This is a genomic window from Bradyrhizobium forestalis (genome assembly GCF_002795245.1).
Lineage (GTDB): Bacteria > Pseudomonadota > Alphaproteobacteria > Rhizobiales > Xanthobacteraceae > Bradyrhizobium > Bradyrhizobium forestalis.
Genome location: NZ_PGVG01000004.1, coordinates 189,311 through 205,568 on the forward strand (window position 1 = coordinate 189,311; position 16,258 = coordinate 205,568).

14 protein-coding genes are annotated in these 16,258 nt (G+C 64.3%); 8 read left to right on the forward strand and 6 right to left on the reverse strand.

From position 1 onward, the window contains the following. Window positions 1-127 precede the first annotated feature (127 nt). On the forward strand, window positions 128-967 hold the full coding sequence (locus CVM73_RS07205) for a LysR family transcriptional regulator (RefSeq protein WP_100231317.1): 840 nt from the start codon (window positions 128-130) through the stop codon (window positions 965-967). A gap of 128 nt (window positions 968-1,095) precedes the next feature. Continuing rightward, the gene (gene lepB, locus CVM73_RS07210) at window positions 1,096-1,842 is read left to right on the forward strand and encodes a signal peptidase I (RefSeq protein WP_100231318.1); all 747 of its coding nucleotides are present in this window, start codon (window positions 1,096-1,098) and stop codon (window positions 1,840-1,842) included. 324 nt (window positions 1,843-2,166) lie between these two features. On the opposite strand, the gene groL is transcribed toward lepB, so the two are convergent. Both groL and CVM73_RS07220 read right to left on the reverse strand, forming a co-directional pair. Then, window positions 2,167-3,807: a chaperonin GroEL gene (groL, locus tag CVM73_RS07215; protein ID WP_100231319.1), complete on the reverse strand. Its 1,641-nt coding sequence runs from the start codon at window positions 3,805-3,807 to the stop codon at window positions 2,167-2,169. Window positions 3,808-3,852: 45 nt separating this feature from the next. Further along, window positions 3,853-4,167 (reverse strand): co-chaperone GroES, encoded by a 315-nt coding sequence (locus tag CVM73_RS07220; protein ID WP_014494241.1) that lies wholly within the window; start codon window positions 4,165-4,167, stop codon window positions 3,853-3,855. 398 nt (window positions 4,168-4,565) lie between these two features. Between CVM73_RS07220 and CVM73_RS07225 the strand changes: the two genes are divergently transcribed. Further along, window positions 4,566-4,853, forward strand: a complete 288-nt coding sequence (locus tag CVM73_RS07225; protein WP_027560138.1) for an usg protein — start codon at window positions 4,566-4,568, stop codon at window positions 4,851-4,853. Between the two features lie 7 nt (window positions 4,854-4,860). Here CVM73_RS07225 and CVM73_RS07230 read toward each other — a convergent pair whose 3' ends face one another. Further along, on the reverse strand, window positions 4,861-6,990 hold the full coding sequence (locus CVM73_RS07230; RefSeq protein WP_100231320.1) for an O-linked N-acetylglucosamine transferase, SPINDLY family protein: 2,130 nt from the start codon (window positions 6,988-6,990) through the stop codon (window positions 4,861-4,863). A 218-nt stretch (window positions 6,991-7,208) separates the two neighbouring features. Between CVM73_RS07230 and CVM73_RS07235 the strand changes: the two genes are divergently transcribed. Both CVM73_RS07235 and CVM73_RS07240 read left to right on the forward strand, forming a co-directional pair. Beyond that, the gene (locus tag CVM73_RS07235; protein ID WP_100231321.1) at window positions 7,209-7,736 is read left to right on the forward strand and encodes a cupin domain-containing protein; all 528 of its coding nucleotides are present in this window, start codon (window positions 7,209-7,211) and stop codon (window positions 7,734-7,736) included. A 530-nt stretch (window positions 7,737-8,266) separates the two neighbouring features. Further along, the gene (locus CVM73_RS07240; RefSeq protein ID WP_245452236.1) at window positions 8,267-9,484 is read left to right on the forward strand and encodes a rhomboid family intramembrane serine protease; all 1,218 of its coding nucleotides are present in this window, start codon (window positions 8,267-8,269) and stop codon (window positions 9,482-9,484) included. Window positions 9,485-9,574: 90 nt separating this feature from the next. Here CVM73_RS07240 and CVM73_RS07245 read toward each other — a convergent pair whose 3' ends face one another. Then, window positions 9,575-10,495: a LysR substrate-binding domain-containing protein gene (locus CVM73_RS07245; protein ID WP_100231322.1), complete on the reverse strand. Its 921-nt coding sequence runs from the start codon at window positions 10,493-10,495 to the stop codon at window positions 9,575-9,577. A gap of 143 nt (window positions 10,496-10,638) precedes the next feature. Here CVM73_RS07245 and CVM73_RS07250 point away from each other — a divergent pair, with 143 nt between their 5' ends. After that, window positions 10,639-11,559, forward strand: a complete 921-nt coding sequence (locus CVM73_RS07250) for an amino acid ABC transporter substrate-binding protein (RefSeq protein ID WP_100231323.1) — start codon at window positions 10,639-10,641, stop codon at window positions 11,557-11,559. 27 nt (window positions 11,560-11,586) lie between these two features. After that, window positions 11,587-12,657, forward strand: a complete 1,071-nt coding sequence (locus CVM73_RS07255; protein WP_100231324.1) for a threonine aldolase family protein — start codon at window positions 11,587-11,589, stop codon at window positions 12,655-12,657. A gap of 7 nt (window positions 12,658-12,664) precedes the next feature. Here the strand turns inward: CVM73_RS07255 and CVM73_RS07260 are convergent, their stop codons facing one another. After that, window positions 12,665-13,933 carry a NupC/NupG family nucleoside CNT transporter gene (locus CVM73_RS07260; RefSeq protein ID WP_100231325.1) on the reverse strand — a complete coding sequence of 423 codons (1,269 nt, stop codon included), beginning with the start codon at window positions 13,931-13,933 and terminating at the stop codon, window positions 12,665-12,667. Window positions 13,934-14,091: 158 nt separating this feature from the next. On the opposite strand from CVM73_RS07260, the gene CVM73_RS07265 reads away from it, so the two are divergent. Further along, window positions 14,092-15,330 carry an MFS transporter gene (locus CVM73_RS07265; protein WP_100231450.1) on the forward strand — a complete coding sequence of 413 codons (1,239 nt, stop codon included), beginning with the start codon at window positions 14,092-14,094 and terminating at the stop codon, window positions 15,328-15,330. 153 nt (window positions 15,331-15,483) lie between these two features. Here CVM73_RS07265 and CVM73_RS07270 read toward each other — a convergent pair whose 3' ends face one another. Further along, entirely contained in the window at window positions 15,484-16,242 is a 759-nt protein-coding gene (locus CVM73_RS07270) for an SDR family oxidoreductase (RefSeq protein WP_100231326.1), read from the reverse strand. Window positions 16,243-16,258 lie beyond the last annotated feature (16 nt).

Consider the following 16,258-nt stretch of genomic DNA (forward strand, 5'->3'; position numbering starts at 1 on the left):
TTCAGGCCTTCTAGGGCGATGTCGGATGACGTCACACTAGCGCAGCCGTAGCCTGCCATTGTGCAGGAATATTGCGGCATATGGCTGCAAATTTGCAGGAAGCGCCGTCGCCTGCTAGGCTCGTGCAATGAACTGGGACGATCTGCGCATCATTGCCGCGGTGAGGGACGAGGGCACCTATGCCGGCGCCAGCGCGCGGCTGCGCATCGACGAGACCACCGTCGGCCGCCGGCTGGCGCGCATCCAGCGCGATCTCGGCGTGCCGCTGTTCGATGCCGTGGACGGCTTGCGCCGGCCGACGCGCCAGTGCGAGGCGGTGCTCGAGCATGTCGGCGCGATGGCCGCGCATGCCGCGGCGATCGACCGCGTCAAGGAGAGCGAGGTGGGCCCGGTCGGGCGCCTTCGCATCGCCTCGACCAATGCGGTCGCCGAAGAGCTGCTGGCGCCGCATGCGAGCAGCTTCCTGCGCGATCATCCCGGGCTGACGCTGCAATTCCTCACCTCGAGCGGCAACGTCAAGTTCTCGCGCTGGCAGGCCGATCTCGCCATCCGCCTGCGCAAGCCGGAGAAGGGCGACTTCACCATCTCCAAGCTCGGCGAGGTCAGGCTGTATTTCTTCGAGCCCGCGGACCGCGGCGGAGCCGAGCCGGTCGTCTGCGTCTATCCTGACGAGCTCGACGCGATCCCGGAAGCGCAGTTCCTGCGTGCGAAGCGTCTGACAAACGTGCGCTGCGTCACCGACAATGTCCGCATCATCCGCACCATGATCCAGTCGCATCAGGCCATCGGCGTGCTGCCCGAGCACAGCTGCGGATCGTTGCTCGCCGACCGCAGCCTGCGCGCCACGCTACTGCCGAGGCGGCGCGACGTCTGGCTCCTGGTGCAGAACCACCTCAAGCGCGATCCGGCGACACGCGTGACGATCGACTGGGTGAGGGCCTGCTTCAAGGACTTGTCACACGGCTGACCGCTGGCGACGTCCAAGGCCGCGCATTGAACGCAATCTGTACGACGTGCGACCAAGATCACGGAACCGGGATTGCGCGCGCGCCAAGGTTGCGTAATCTCGCGACGAGACTTGATCGGGGCAAGCGCATGACCACTCTTTCGGAAACGATCCGGCCCGCGAGGGTGCGATCGCGGGAACGGAAGGCGATTCTCATCCTGATCCTGCTGGTCCCGGTGCTGTGGTCGCCGCTGATCCTGTTTCGCTTCGTCCTGTATCAGCCGTTCAACATCCCCTCCGGTTCGATGGCGCCGACGCTGATGGTCGGCGACTACGTGTTCGCCGCGAAATACACCTATGGCTACGGCCGCTATTCCGTACCCTTCGCGCCGTCCTGGATCTCGGGCCGCATCCTCGCCGCCGACCCCGAATATGGCGACATCGTCGTGTTCCGTACGGCGAAGGACAGTTCGGCCGACTACGTCAAGCGCGTGGTCGGGCTGCCCGGCGACCGCATCCAGATGCGGCAGGGCCGGCTCGTCCTCAACGACCGTCTGGTGACGCGCGTCGCCATGGAGGCGACGCGCGCCGGCTCCACCTGCGGAGGCGGTGACGAGGCGAAGGTCAAGCGCTGGCGCGAGACGCTGCCGAACGGCGCGTCCTATGTGACCTACGACTGCATCGACGACGCTTACCTCGACAATACCAACGTCTTCACGGTGCCGCCGGGCCATTTCTTCGTGCTCGGCGACAACCGCGACAATTCCACCGACAGCCGCATGCCGGCGTTCGGCTTTGTGCCGATGGACAACCTCATCGGCAAGGTGACGCGGATCTTCTGGTCGCTCGATGAAGACGGCGAGCCGCGCTTCGAGCGGCTGGGGAAGGTGGAGTGAGGCTCTCGTCGTTCCGGGGCGGTGCAAAGCGCCGAGCCCGGAATCCAGGGACCCGTGAGCTCAGCCCATCGTTTGGATTCCGTCACTAGCGCCGGGATTCCGATCTTTCATGTGAGGCATCGGGACGGATAGGTCACGCGCAAGTGGTGAAATGGATTCCGGGCTCGCGCCCAAGCGGGCGCGCCCCGGAATGACGGGCGGAGAGATTTTGGCCACAAACAAAAACCCCGGCAGCGCTGCCGGGGTTTCGCATTCGTGGAGCGAGATCCCGGATCTGCGGTGCATCGCTTCGCGCTGCACCGCGTCCGGGACGGCTTCGTCGCCTTAGAAGTCCATGCCGCCCATGCCGCCGCCGGGGGGCATCGCCGGGCCGGCGCCGCCCTTCTTGGGCAGCTCGGCGACCATGGCTTCCGTGGTGATCAGGAGCGCGGCCACCGAGGCAGCGTTCTGGATCGCGGTGCGGACCACCTTGGTCGGGTCGATGATGCCCTTCTTGACGAGGTCGGCATATTCGCCGGTCTGGGAGTCGAAGCCGTAATTGTAGGCCTTGTTCTCCAGGATCTTGCCGACGATAACCGAGCCGTCTTCACCGGCGTTGATCGCGATCTGGCGAGCGGGAGCCGACAGCGCCTTGCGCACGATCTCGACGCCGGTCTTCTGGTCGTCGTTCTTGGTGCGCAGGCCCTTGAGCTGCTCGGAGGCACGGAGCAGGGCGACGCCGCCGCCCGGGACGATGCCTTCCTCGACAGCCGCGCGGGTCGCATGCATCGCGTCATCAACGCGATCCTTGCGCTCCTTCACCTCGACCTCGGTCGCGCCGCCGACGCGGATCACCGCGACGCCGCCCGCGAGCTTGGCGAGACGCTCCTGGAGCTTCTCACGGTCGTAGTCCGAGGTGGTCTCCCCGATCTGCGCCTTGATCTGGGCCACGCGCGCCTCGATGTCGGCCTTCTTGCCGGCGCCGTTGACGATCGTGGTGTTCTCCTTGTCGATCATCACCTTCTTGGCGCGACCGAGCATGTTGAGCGTGACGTTCTCGAGCTTGATGCCGAGGTCTTCCGAGATCGCCTGGCCGCCGGTCAGGATCGCGATGTCCTGCAGCATGGCCTTGCGGCGATCGCCGAAGCCCGGAGCCTTGACGGCCGCGACCTTCAGGCCGCCGCGCAGGCGGTTCACGACCAGGGTCGCGAGCGCTTCACCCTCGACGTCCTCGGCGACGATGACCAGCGGCTTGCCGGTCTGCACCACGGCCTCGAGCAGCGGCAGCAGCTCATTCAGCGAGGAGAGCTTCTTCTCGTTGATGAGGATGTAGGCGTCGTCCATCTCAACGCGCATCTTGTCGGCGTTGGTGACGAAGTAGGGCGAGATGTAGCCGCGGTCGAACTGCATGCCCTCGACGACGTCGAGCTCGGTCTCGAGCGACTTGGCTTCCTCGACGGTGATGACACCCTCGTTGCCGACCTTCTTCATGGCGTCGGAGAGGAACTTGCCGATCTCCTGGTCGCCGTTGGCCGAGATGGTGCCGACCTGGGCGATCTCGTCGTTTGAGGTGACCTTCTTGGAGTTCTTCTGCAGGTCCGCAACGACGGCCTCGACCGCGAGGTCGATACCGCGCTTGAGGTCCATCGGGTTCATGCCGGCGGCAACGGACTTCGCGCCTTCCTTCACGATCGCCTGGGCGAGCACGGTGGCGGTGGTGGTGCCGTCGCCGGCCGCGTCAGCGGACTTGGAGGCGACTTCGCGCACCATCTGGGCGCCCATGTTCTCGAACTTGTCCTCGAGCTCGATCTCCTTGGCGACGGTGACGCCGTCCTTGGTGATGCGGGGAGCGCCGAACGACTTGTCGAGCACGACGTTGCGGCCCTTCGGACCGAGCGTGACCTTCACCGCGTTGGCGAGGACGTCGACGCCGCGCAGCATCTTGTCGCGCGCTTCAACCGAGAATTTGACTTCTTTGGCTGCCATCTGGATTTTTCCTTGAGGTGTTTGACTGGAGGGAGAGAGGGGCTCTTAGGCCGCCTTCTTCTTGGAAGCGGGGACGTCGAGGACGCCCATGATGTCGCTTTCCTTCATGATCAGCAGATCGACGCCGTCGATCTTGACTTCGGTGCCGGACCACTTGCCGAACAGCACGCGGTCGCCGACCTTGAGATCGATCGGGATCAGCTTGCCGGCTTCGTCGCGGCCACCGGGGCCAACGGCGACGACTTCACCCTGGGAGGGCTTTTCCTTGGCAGTGTCGGGAATGATGATGCCGCCAGCGGTCTTCTCTTCTGCGTCGATGCGCTTGACCACGACGCGGTCGTGAAGCGGACGGAATTTCATGCAGTCCTCCTAAGCAATTGTACGAGTTGAGGATTTTGAGATTGTTAGCAGTCGTTGCCCGCGAGTGCTAGCACGAGCGAGGCTGAAATAGGACAGGAATTTTGCGGGAGCAAGGGTTTGTAGCAGAAAAATTAGCACCCGAAAGCGCGGACTGCCAGAAACTCTTTGCCATCGTTAACCAGCCTTGGAGGCTCTTCGAGGCCCCGGGGAGGCCGTATTAGCACGGAGCCGTGTCTGCTGCTAACGCATTGAATTTCAACAGCTTGTTAAACTTTTGGGCTTGAGATGGGTTGTCAGTTTGCGTCACATTTCTCTCATGTGAGCGCATCGTATCCGGGTGGCTCCCGGAGCACCGATCAAGCCACCCCCTGCATGCGCTCCTGCAAAGGAGGTTTGGCATGGGACTGCGCGTTGGGGGCGTTTCCGAGGACTTCCGGAAACAGATGCTGGGCTACGGGCTGACGACGGCACAAATTCTCTACCGGATGCCGGATCATCCCTCGCTGCTTCAAACCTACGTCTGGCAGAACTACGACATGTTTCCGAAATTTCCGGCGCTCACGGATTTCCTGGCGTTCTGGCAGGAGAAGCTCGATGGCCCCCTCCATTCGGTCACCGTGGCGCATTCCAAGCTGATCAAGCCGGCCGAGCTGCGCGCCGTCGACGGCGTGTTCCGCCTGCATTGAGCAGAGATCAGACGCCGCCGCTGCAATGGCGTGTCCACATCGCGCGATAGGCGTCGTCCACCGCTCGCGCATATGAGACAGCATCGCCGGCGGCTGCAGCGTTGATCTGAGCGGGCAGTGCGCGGCGCAACTTGTCGAGCTCGCCGATCTCAGCCGCTCGGCCAGCTACGATCTCGACATAGGCCTCCTCGCTATCGGCGACCCAGTCCGGCAGGCCAAGCGCGGTGAGGATGGCGCCGGCGGCACGGCTGGGCAGGCTGCTTCCGAGCATCGCCACCACGGGCACGCCCATCTGCAGGGCTTCCCATGTGCTGACGCCGCCGTTCTGTGGGAACGGGTCGAGGGCAATATCGACACGATTGAACGATGCCAGATGCTCGTCCCGCAAGGTGGCTCCGAGCAGATCGACGCGTTCGGCCGGCAATCGGCAAGCCGCAAATCGCGTCAGCAGCTTGTCGCGGACCAATTGATCGTCGAGCGCAACATCCTTGATCAGAAGTCGCGAGTCCGGCACCCGCTCGAGGATCCTGGACCAGACTGCCGCGGCCTCGTCCGAGATCTTGCTGATGCGGTTGAAGACACCGAACGTGACGAAGCCGTTCGAGATCGCCGGCGCCTCCGCCCGCGCAATGCCGGCCGGCAGAGGCGTCAGCGTCACGAAGCACGGCAGGTCGACGACGGTCTCCGCAAACAGATGCCGAACCGCCGAAGGAATCGCGACGGGGTCCGAGAACAGATAATCGATCGTCGGCAGCCCGGTGCCGGTGCCGTGGCCCCAGCCGTGGGCCTGGATCGGTGCCGGCTTGCGCGCAAACACGCCGAGGCGGTTTCCTCTGGTATGGCCGGACAGATCGATCAGGATATCGACGCGATCGGCGCGAATCTGAGCGGCCAGGCGATCGTCGGTCCATTGCGAGGCGTCACGCCAGCGATCGGTGATCGCTTGAAATTCTCTTGTCGTCGCATCCACTTTCGACGAACACGAGTAGCACACGATCTCGAACTGGGCGCGGTCATGGTGTTGCAGGACCGGCTTGAAAATGAACGCGGCCGAATGCGCGTTGAAGTCCGACGAGACGTAGCCAAGCACGAGACGGCGATCCGGATCGCGGCTGTTGTCATGCGGTGCCGCCGCTTCGGAAGCGATTTGCGCCCCGATCCGCTCCCACCACACGCGACGCGCTTGCTGATGCCGTTCAACGCTGGCGTCCGCCACAAAATCGAGCGTGAATATCTTGCTGGAGATCGCGCTCTCAAGGTCAGGCTGGATGTCGAGGGCTTTGTCGAAGCTGGCGAGGGCTTCGTCGACCCGGCCAAGCCCGGCGAGACAAAGGCCCAGCACCAAGTGAGCTTGATCAGAATCGGGCGCGATCGCGAGCGCCCTCTCGCAATCGGGCAATGCTTGGGCAATTTGCTGGGTTTGGAGCAGGACATTGGCGCGCCAGAGCCACCCATTCACGTCGTCGGGTGCCAGGGCGATTGCCCGATTGCAATCCGCCATGGCTTCGTCAAATCGCTGAAGCTCGCGCAATGCAACGGCGCGGTTCGCCAGCGCCGCGGCATAGTCAGGCTTGATCGAGAGGGCGCGGTTCAGGCTTGCGAGCGCCTCGTCATAGTTGCGCAGACGGCAGAGCGCAGAGCCCCGACCGTTGTGGGCTTCGGCAAGGTTTCCGTCGATTGCGAGCGCCCGATCGTAGCTATCGAGCGCTTCCAGGTGCAGATCAAGCGCCGCGCTCGCGTTACCGAGATTGGCCAGGGCCAGGGCGTAGTTGGGTCGCAAGGCGAGAGCCTTTCGATAGCTCTCGCGGGCCTCATCGTGACGTTTTAGTCCGTTCAGCGCGACGCCCAGGCTCATGTGAGCTTCGGCAGATCGCGGGTCCACGCCAACCGCGCGGCTCAGCAGGATTTCAGCCTGCTGATAGTTCTTGGCGTCAGACTCCAAAACGCCGAGCATATGCAGCGCGATGAATTGGTTGGGCGCGATCTGCAGGAGTTGGCGATAGGCAGCCCGGGCCTCGGGGAGGCGCCCCTTCTTGTGCAACTCGAGCGCTTGCCCGAGCAATGGCAGCACGTCGGCCTTTTGCCGTTTCTGAAGCCGGGCATTCTGAAATGCACGCTGACCGACGCTGTTGCCCATGAATCAAATCCCCCGGATCTCCTGGCGAGATTAATTCAGTGAGAGAACGAAGACGAGACGACGGCCGTCCGCCACGACAGCTTGGGACAAGCTACGACCGATCGGGTGATCGAGCGACTGGCCTAAGCTCCGCAATTGCTGCCTCGCCCGGGACTGGATAATCTGCCCTCCGGGTCATGCCCGTGCGACGGGCGCGGCTCAGAACAGGGAGGCAGACAATGGCCAAGCAAAAGGCATCAAGACCCGCAACGAAGACCGCCGTGAAGAAGCGGAGCGGGGCCAAGGCGGCGGCGCGATCCTCGGCGCGCAAGGCGGTGAAGGCGAAGGCGCGCACCGTCGCTCCGAAGAAGCCCGTGCGGCCGAAGCAGCGCATCGCCATCAGCCATCACCGCGAGGAAGACTTCAAGGCCGACGGCCTGCGCGCCTACGCGAAGTACCGCGATCTCGGCATCGCTGAGGCGACCCACGGCCTGGCGCAGGCGCATGTGATCCGCCTGCAAGGCCCCTGCAATCCGGCCGAGGTTTCCAAGCTCCATTATCACGACGTCGAATTCCAGATGGTTTACGTGCTCAAGGGCTGGGTGAAGACCTATATGGACGGGCAGGGCGAGACCTTGATGAAGCAAGGCAGCGCCTGGACCCAGCCGCCGAAGATCAAGCACATGATCTTGGACTATTCGGACGACGTGGAGCTGCTGGAGGTGATCCTGCCGGCTGAGTTCAAGACGGTGGAGCTCAAGGCGTAGGTGCTGTCAAGAATAGCGCGCACCTCTCTCCACTCGTCATTGCGAGCGAAGCGAAGCAATCCAGATATCTCCGCGGACGCAGACTGGATTGCTTCGCTTCGCTCGCAATGGCGGGCAGAGAGACTTACGCCAACACCGCAACCACCGCAGGGCTATCGCATTTGAGAGCTTTTCCCTGCGGCTATCCTTCGAGACGCCCGCTTTAGGCGGGCTCCTCAGGATGAGGACGGAGTGCGCGGCAGCAGGTTCAACGGGCACTGACGCCGATTAGCCTCATCCTGAGGAGGCGCGTAAGCGCCGTCTCGAAGGACGAGGCGTGCGCGCAGGCTGCCGCCACGCGTCATATGCGATAGCCCTAGCTCATCAAACGCGTCGGCAGCGTCCTCGACATGATCGCTAAAAAGCTGCCGATCCGCGAAACCGGCAGTTAGCAATCGGGATGATTTCAGCCGCCCCGCAAGGTTGGCGCTAACCAGTCGAAAATATCTCTCGCGTCAACTCAAGGCTGTCAAAATGCGGGAGATGCTTTCATGGCGACCAACACTTTTGGTCGGCGCGGTACCGTAGCGCCACCTCCAAGAGCATCGTTTCAACCCGTCGCCGCGCCGATCGCTCCAGCGGTCGTGCGCGACTGCGCCCAACCCGTGTCCGGTGAGGGGACGCTTTTTGGCGACAACAAGCTTCTGGCCGATATCCCCTTCCTCACCATTGGCCTGATTTTTGGTCTGCTCCTGATCTTCGCTCTGCAGCGCAGTCTGGCCATCGACATTGCGCGGGACGGCGACCTCGATGTCCGCTCGCTGATCGCTCAGGGCGCGTCAGGCTACGATCTCGTGGTCGGGAGGGGAGAGTGGTGGCGGATCGGCCTTGCGCCGCTGCTGCATGGCAGCGGGTGGCACCTCGTAAGCAACTGCGTTGGGCTGTTCATCGTCGGCGTCAGGCTGGAGTCTCTGATCGGCCGTGGCTGGTTTGCACTGATCTTCGTTGCCAGTGCACTGGCCGGGGAGGCCGGCTCTCTGCTGGGCAACGGCCCCGGCACAGTGGGCGTCGGTGCGTCCGGCGCCATTACCGGGCTCATCGCCGCGCTGTTCGTCGCGAGCTTCGATCCCGAAGCGGACGCCGATCAAACCATATCGAGGCTGAAGACGTCGCTCTTCTTCGGTGTTCCCGCATTGCTGCCGCTTGCTTTTGGCGCCTCGGGCAATGTCAACTATTATGCCCATGCAGGCGGTGCGGTGGCCGGCGCCGCGCTTGCCGTCATGCCGTGGCTCGCCTTCTGGTCCTATGACAGCCTGCCGCGGAGCGCGAGCATGACGTTGCTTGCAGGATCCCTCGGATCTCTGATCTGCGCCGGCTTCGCAGCCGCTCACTATTCATCCTACATGGCCGACGCCTTGCACTATATCCGCGCCTCGGAAGTGCCGACAAAGGCTGATGAGATGGTCAGCCGGTCTTTCGATCTCGTCACCCGCTACCCGAAAGACGCGCGGGCTCACGTGTTCCGAGCGGTCTTCTTCCTGGAGCATGCGAACTTCAATGCCGCCGAGACCGAAGCGCGAACCGCCATGTCGCTCGCAGCTACGGATGTGGCGGGCGGGCCGGTGCGCTCCGGGGCGCAGGGCTTGATGGCGGTGTTGCTGTGGGCGCAGGGACGAACCAGCGAGGCGAAGGCCATGGCAGCCGAGCCGTGCCGGGCCAAGCTGGCCGAGGTGCGTCGCATCCTGCAGAAGTCGAAATTGTGCAGTTGAGGCGGAGATTCTCCGCCGTCATTGCGAGGAGCTCTTGCGACGGCTGTCCGCCGAAGACGGGGCTCTTGTAATGCGGATGACGCAGGCCAACTATCGCCCAAGATAGCCCAGTTCCTCGCTCATGATCTTGCGAGCATATTCGCTGAAGGCATCGATCAGGCGGCTGCGCGCGGCATAAGGCGGGTAGAGCAGTGCGATCGTCACGGGGACGGCGGGGCTGAAGGGACGGGTGATCAGTGCCGCGCCCGCGCTTTCGTCGTGCGCGGCAACCGGGTTGATGATGCTGACGCCGAGGCCGGCCGAGACCAGAGCACAGACCGATGCGCCGAGATCCGTCTCCGCAACAATGCGGCGCGTGACGCCCGCCTGCGCGAACATCGTATCGATACGATCGTGGAGTGGACTCCCCGTGGCGAAGGAGATGAAGGCCTCATCGGCAAAATCGGCGGGACGCAGCGTTTTCTTTTGCGCAAGACGATGCCCCCTAGGCATGATTGCGACGCATTTCGTCTTGAGCACAGGCTCGACATTCACTCCCGCAACCTCGTCGTAGAGCATGGCGAGCCCCATGTCGCAAAGCCCGGAGCTGACCCAATCGTGCACGGCGCTCGCCGTGCCGGATCGGATCGAGATCATCACGTGCGGATAGTCGATCTTGAAGCGCGCCGCGATGTGCGTCAGCAGACCGCCGGCCAGGCGCGGCATCGCCGCAACGCTTAGCCGCCCCATGCCGAATGAACGGATGCTGGCTGCGCTGGCCTCGAGGCCGGCCAGGCCGATGAACGTCTTCTCGACCTCCTGGAAGAAGCGCGATCCGTCCACGGTCGGGCGGAGGCGCCCGCCACTGCGGTCGAACAGCGGGAGTTGCGTGATCGCTTCCAACTGTCCGATCAGGCGGCTGATCTGGGGCTGCGAGGTGTGCATACGCCGGGCAGCCTGCGTCATCGATCCCGTCTGGAAGACGGCCCGAAAGGCCTCCACGTGCTTCAGGCCCATGCGTCTGGAAGCCATATCAAATCCGTATAGGAGAGTGTGAAACTGGAATTTCCATCAGATCGAGCTTTTGGACGATAGTCCAGAGCATGAAGCCGTTCGCGGGGAGCTCTCCCGTGGCTCACGCCGCGGGCGGGCATTTGCGAGGAGAGGGAGACGACATGAAAGCGACGATCATCAAGGCACTGGCCACGGCGACCGCCGTTGTATGTCTTCTCTCGAACCCGGCCATGGCGCAGGGTGCGAGCAGGCTGGACAAGATCCGCGAGAGCGGTTCGATTTCATTGGGGTATCCCGAGACCTCGGTGCCCTTCGCCTATCTCGACGACAACCAGAAGCCGATCGGCTACACCGTGGAAATCTGCGAGCATGTGGTGCAGGCGATCAAGACGGCCCTCAAGCTCCCCAAGCTCGAGACACGCTACACGCCTATAACGTCTGCGACGCGTCTTCAGCTGCTCGCCAATGGGACGATCGATCTCGAATGCGGCAACACCACCAATAATCTCGAGCGGCACAAACTCGTCGCCTTTTCTCCCACCATCTTCGTTGCGCAGGTCGTCCTCGTCGCGCGCAAGGATGGCGGGGTCGACGTCAACGATCCGGCTTCGTTTCGCGGCAAGGCCATCGCCGCCCAGGCCGGTGGCCAGACTTTCAAGGTGATTACGCTGATCAACGCCAAGAACAATCTCGGCATCACCGTCGTGCCGGCCAAGGACACGGCCGAGACCTTCCTGATGCTGTCGTCGGGCCGGGCGGCCGGCACCGCCAACGATGATGGTCTCGCCTATGCCACGGTCGCCTCGTCCAGGACGCCGGATGACTTCCTGATCGGCAGCAAGAGCCTCGAGCTGGCGCCTTACGGCATCGTCGAGCCCAAGGATGATCCTGCTTTCAAGAAGGTGGTCGACGAGGCCGTGATCGACCTGATGAAGAACGGACGGATTGCGGCGCTCTACGACAAATATTTCAATTCACCGATCCCGCCGCATGGCCTCAACTTGAAATTTCCGATGAGCGCGGCCCTCAAGCGGGCGCTGGCCAACCCGACCGATTCCGGCGACCCGGCAGCCTACGAATAATGCGCAAGGCGCTCTAGGAAGTCCGTCATGGCACATCAAAACGAAACGAACTCGGCAGCCGTTGAGTTGCCGCCCATCGACCTGCGCAGCGATACGGTCACCAAGCCGACCGGGGCGATGTACGCCCGCATGGCCTCGGCGCCGCTGGGCGATGATGGGCTGGACGGCGACCCCACGGCGCGGGAGCTGGAGGCCGTTGCGGCTGCGGCCTTGGGCAAGGAGGCCGGCCTGTTCGTGCCAAGCTGCACCATGGCCAATCTCCTGGCGACGCTCGCGCAGTCGGAGCGCAGCGAACAGGTCATACTGGAATCGGCTGCCCATATGTATGTGTCTGAACGAGGCGCAGCGACGTTTACGGGGCTGTTCTACCTCCCTGTCGCCGGGACCGCCGGCGCGATGGACCTGGATTTGCTTGAGGACGCCCTGCAGGGCGAGGGCCTCAAGCTCAAGACTGCCCTTGTCGCGATGGAAACCTCGCACAACAATGCGAGCGGCGCCGTGTTGCCGCTGGAGCACATGCAGGCCGTACACGCCATGGCCTCATCCCGCGGCGTCCCGGTGCATGTCGACGGAGCGAGGATCTTCAACGCCGCAACGGCCCTTGGCGTGGCGCCGGATCAGGTCGCGACGCATTGCGACACCGTCGCCCTGTGTCTGTCGAAGGGCCTGAGTGCGCCGGCCGGCGCCGTGCTCGCTGGGCCGCGCGCCGTGATCGACAGGAGCCGCAGGTTTCGCCGCATGCTGGGAGGCTCGCAGCGCCAGATCGGCGTCCTGGCCGCAGCCGGCCTGGAAGCCGTTCAAGTCATGGGTCAGCGTCTGGCGGAGGATCACCGGCGAGCGCGAGCCCTGAGTGATGCGTTGAACAAGATGCATCCAGAGGTCAGTGCGACGATCCCGCAAACGAATATCGTGCAGGTCGATGTCTCCCGCTCCGGGCGCGGCAGCGCCGCGTGGTCGGAGGCTCTGGAGAAGGCGGGCGTGAAGGCGAGACCTTGGGGCAAGCAGCGATTGCGCTGCGTGACCCATCGCCATATCGATGATGCGGCTATCGATCGCGCCGTCACGGCCTTTCGTACCGTGGCGGGAGCTCTCGCTTAGTAAAGGCCTACGCCAACACCCCCACCACCGCCCCCATCAAGCACGTGGTCAGCGTTCCCGACACGATCGACTTCAGCCCGAGCGCGTTGATCTCCTGGCGTCGTTCCGGCGCCATCACGCCCAGGCCGCCGATCATGATGCCGAGGCTGGCGAAGTTGGCGAAGCCGCACATTGCGTAGAGCATGATCAGGCGCGAGCGCGGATCGAGCGCGTCGGGTGGCAGCTTCGAGAGGTCGACATAGGCGATCAATTCATTGAGCACGGTCTTGGTGCCCATCAGGCTGCCGGCGGTGATCGCCTGATCCCATGGCAGTCCCATCAACCAGCATACCGGTGCCATGACGAGGCCAAGCAGGCGCTGCAGCGAGATCGCGGCGCCGCCGATGCTTGGCAGGAGGCCGAGGACGGCATTGACGAGATAGACCAGCGCCACCAGCACCAGCAGCATGGCGACGATATTGAGCAACAATTCGAGGCCGGCGGTTGTGCCCTTCACGATGGCGTCCATCGTGCCGGACACGTTCATCCCGGGATCGCTGGCGACCCAGGGGTCCTCCAGCGCGCCGCCGGTGCGCTTGTCGGAGATCTCCGGCACCATGATCAGGCTGACGAGGATCGCAGCCGGCGCGCCCAGCACGGATGCGATGACGAAATGCGCGGCCGCGTCGGGGATGAGCGGCGCCAGCAACGTCGCGTAGAGCACCAGCACCGTGCCGGCGATGCCGGCCATGCCACCGGTCATCACCAGGAACAATTCGCTGCGCGTCATCTGAGCCAGATACGGCCGCACGAACAGCGGCGCCTCGACCATGCCGAGGAAAATGTTGGCGGCCGTCGACAGCCCGACGGCACCGCCGACGCCCAGCGTGCGCTCCAGCAGCCAGGCCATGCCGCGCACGATCGGTGGCAGCACGTGCCAATAGAACAGCAGCGTCGTCAGCACGCTCATGACCAGCACGATCGGCAATGCCTGGAACGCCAGGATGAAGTCCGCGCCCGGCACCTTCAGATCGAACGGCAGGGGGCCGCCGCCGATATAGCCGAACACGAAGGCGGAGCCGGCGCGGGAGGCCGCCGAGATCGCGCCGACCGCGTCGTTGATGGTGCCGAAGGCATGGGCGACGATCGGCAGCTTCAGCAGCACGACCGCGGTGACGAAGGTCGCGGCGAGGCCGATCGCGGCCTGGCGCAGCGAGACAGCGCGGCGATTCTCCGCCAGCGTGAAGGCGATCAACAGCAATGCGAAAATGCCGAGTGCCGATTGCAGCCGAAGCATGATGTCCCCAAACCCTCAATGATTATGGCCGTGTGTGCATTGCAAAGGCAATGCCGACGGGCCACGGAAGCGGCTCGTTGTTGACAAGCAGGTAAGCCTCAGCCACGCGGAGGCCCATCGAGATCAGGGCCGGACAGTCCGAGGTGACCGAAGAGGCGATGCCAGAGCAGTCAATATCCGAAAATCCGCCGGTCAGCGCCGGCGCGCTGCTCGGCCACCGCGCCTTCTTGTTCTTCCTGCTCTCGCGCAGCCTGTCGCGCTTTTCCAGCCAGATCGCGGCGGTCGCGATCGGCTGGCAGATCTACGATCTCACCGGCTCGGCATTCGACCTCGGCATGGTCGGTCTCGTGCAGTTCCTGCCCACGGCGCTCCTGGTGTTCGTCGCCGGCCACGCCGCCGACCGCTACCAGCGCAAGCGCGTGGTCCAGCTCTGCCAGCTCGTGGAAGCCGCGACCGCGCTCTATCTTGCAACCATCACTTATCTCGGCGCGGTCGGCGAGGTGCAGATCTTCATCGCGACCTTCGTCCTCGGCATTGCCGGGGCATTCGAGAGCCCGACTACCGCGGCGTTGTTGCCGCTGATCGCGCCGCAAGGGTCGCTGCAGCGCGCCACGGCCGTCTCCAGCGGCGCGGCGCAGGTCGCGACCATCACGGGGCCGGCGCTCGGCGGACTCGCCTATGCGGTCGCCCCGCATCTCGCCTATGCCGTGATGGTGCTGTTCTGGGTCTTGGGGATGATTTTGACCGGCTTCATCCGCCCGCGTCCACAAGCGGTGCTCAAGGAGGGGACGAACTCGGACAATATCTTTGCCGGCGTCCGCTTCATCCGCGGCAACCCCGCGATCCTGGGTACCATCTCGCTGGACCTGTTCGCCGTGCTGTTCGGCGGAGTCACCGCGCTGTTGCCGATCTATGCCCGCGACATCCTCCAGACCGGCCCGGTGGGCCTCGGCGTGCTCCGCGCCGCGCCGGCGGTCGGTGCGCTGCTGATGACCATGGTGCTGGCGCGCCACGCCATCTCCAGGCATGTGGGCCTGCGCATGTTCCAGGCGGTGATCGTGTTCGGCCTCGCCACGATCGTGTTCGCGCTGTCGCCGTGGATGTGGCTGTCGGCGCTGTCGCTCGCCGTGCTCGGTGCGGCCGATACGATCAGCGTCGTGATCCGCTTCTCGCTGGTGCAGCTGTCCACCCCCGACGAGATGCGTGGCCGGGTCGGCGCGGTCAACTTCCTGTTCATCAACGCCTCGAACCAGCTCGGCCAGTTCGAGAGTGGCCTCACGGCCGCCCTGTTCGGCGCCATGCCCGCCGCCGTGCTCGGCGGCGTTGCCACCGTCGCGGTGGCGCTGTTGTGGATGAAGCTGTTTCCGACCCTGCGCAAGGTGGAGAGCCTGGAGTAGGGGGATCTCGTGTCCCGGACAAGCTGCAACGCCTACGCGTTGCGGCGCAGAGCCGGGACCCAGTAAGCCGAGAACGAGATTGCGGAGACATGGGCCCCGGCTCAGCAGCGCATCATTGCATGCTGCGCTGCATCCGGGGCACGAGATCGGCGACTAGCCCCGTCCGACGAACGGCATCTTGGTCGCCATGACAGTCATGGTCAGCACGTTGGCATCGAGCGGCAGGCTGGCCATGTAGGCCACGGCGTCGCCGACCGCCTTGGCATCCATGCGCGGCTCGTGCTTGGTGGTGCCGTCGGGCTGCAGCACGCCGGGGCCGTTGACCATGCGGTCGGTCATCGGTGTCGCCGCATTGCCGATGTCGACCTGGCCGACGGCGATGTCGTACATGCGGCCGTCGAGATTGCTGGCCTTGGTCAGGCCCGTGATGGCGTGCTTGGTCGAGGTATAGGCGGCCGAGAACGGCCGCGGCGCGTGCGCCGAGATCGAGCCGTTGTTGATGATGCGGCCGCCGCGTGGGGTCTGGTCCTTCATGATGCGGAAGGCGTGCTGGGTGCACAGGAACGGACCGGTGAGATTGGTATTCACCACCGCCTGCCACTGCTCGAGGCTGAGGTCCTCGAAGTTCACGGCCGGTGCGCCCATGCCGGCATTGTTGAAGAGCACGTCGAGGCGGCCGTAAGTCGCCTTCACCTTGTCGAACAGCGCGGCGATGGAGTCCGGCTTGGTCATGTCGGCGGTGACGCAGAGGCTTTTTCCCGCGGGACCGAGCTTCGCCGTCTCCTCGAGCATGTCGAGCCGGCGGCCCGTGAGCACCACGGTGAAGCCGGTGTTCATCAGCGCCAGCGACGCCGCGCGCCCGACGCCGGTGCCGGCGCCGGTCACCACTGCGATCTTTTTCGCTTCACTCATCGTTTCCTGCCTTTTC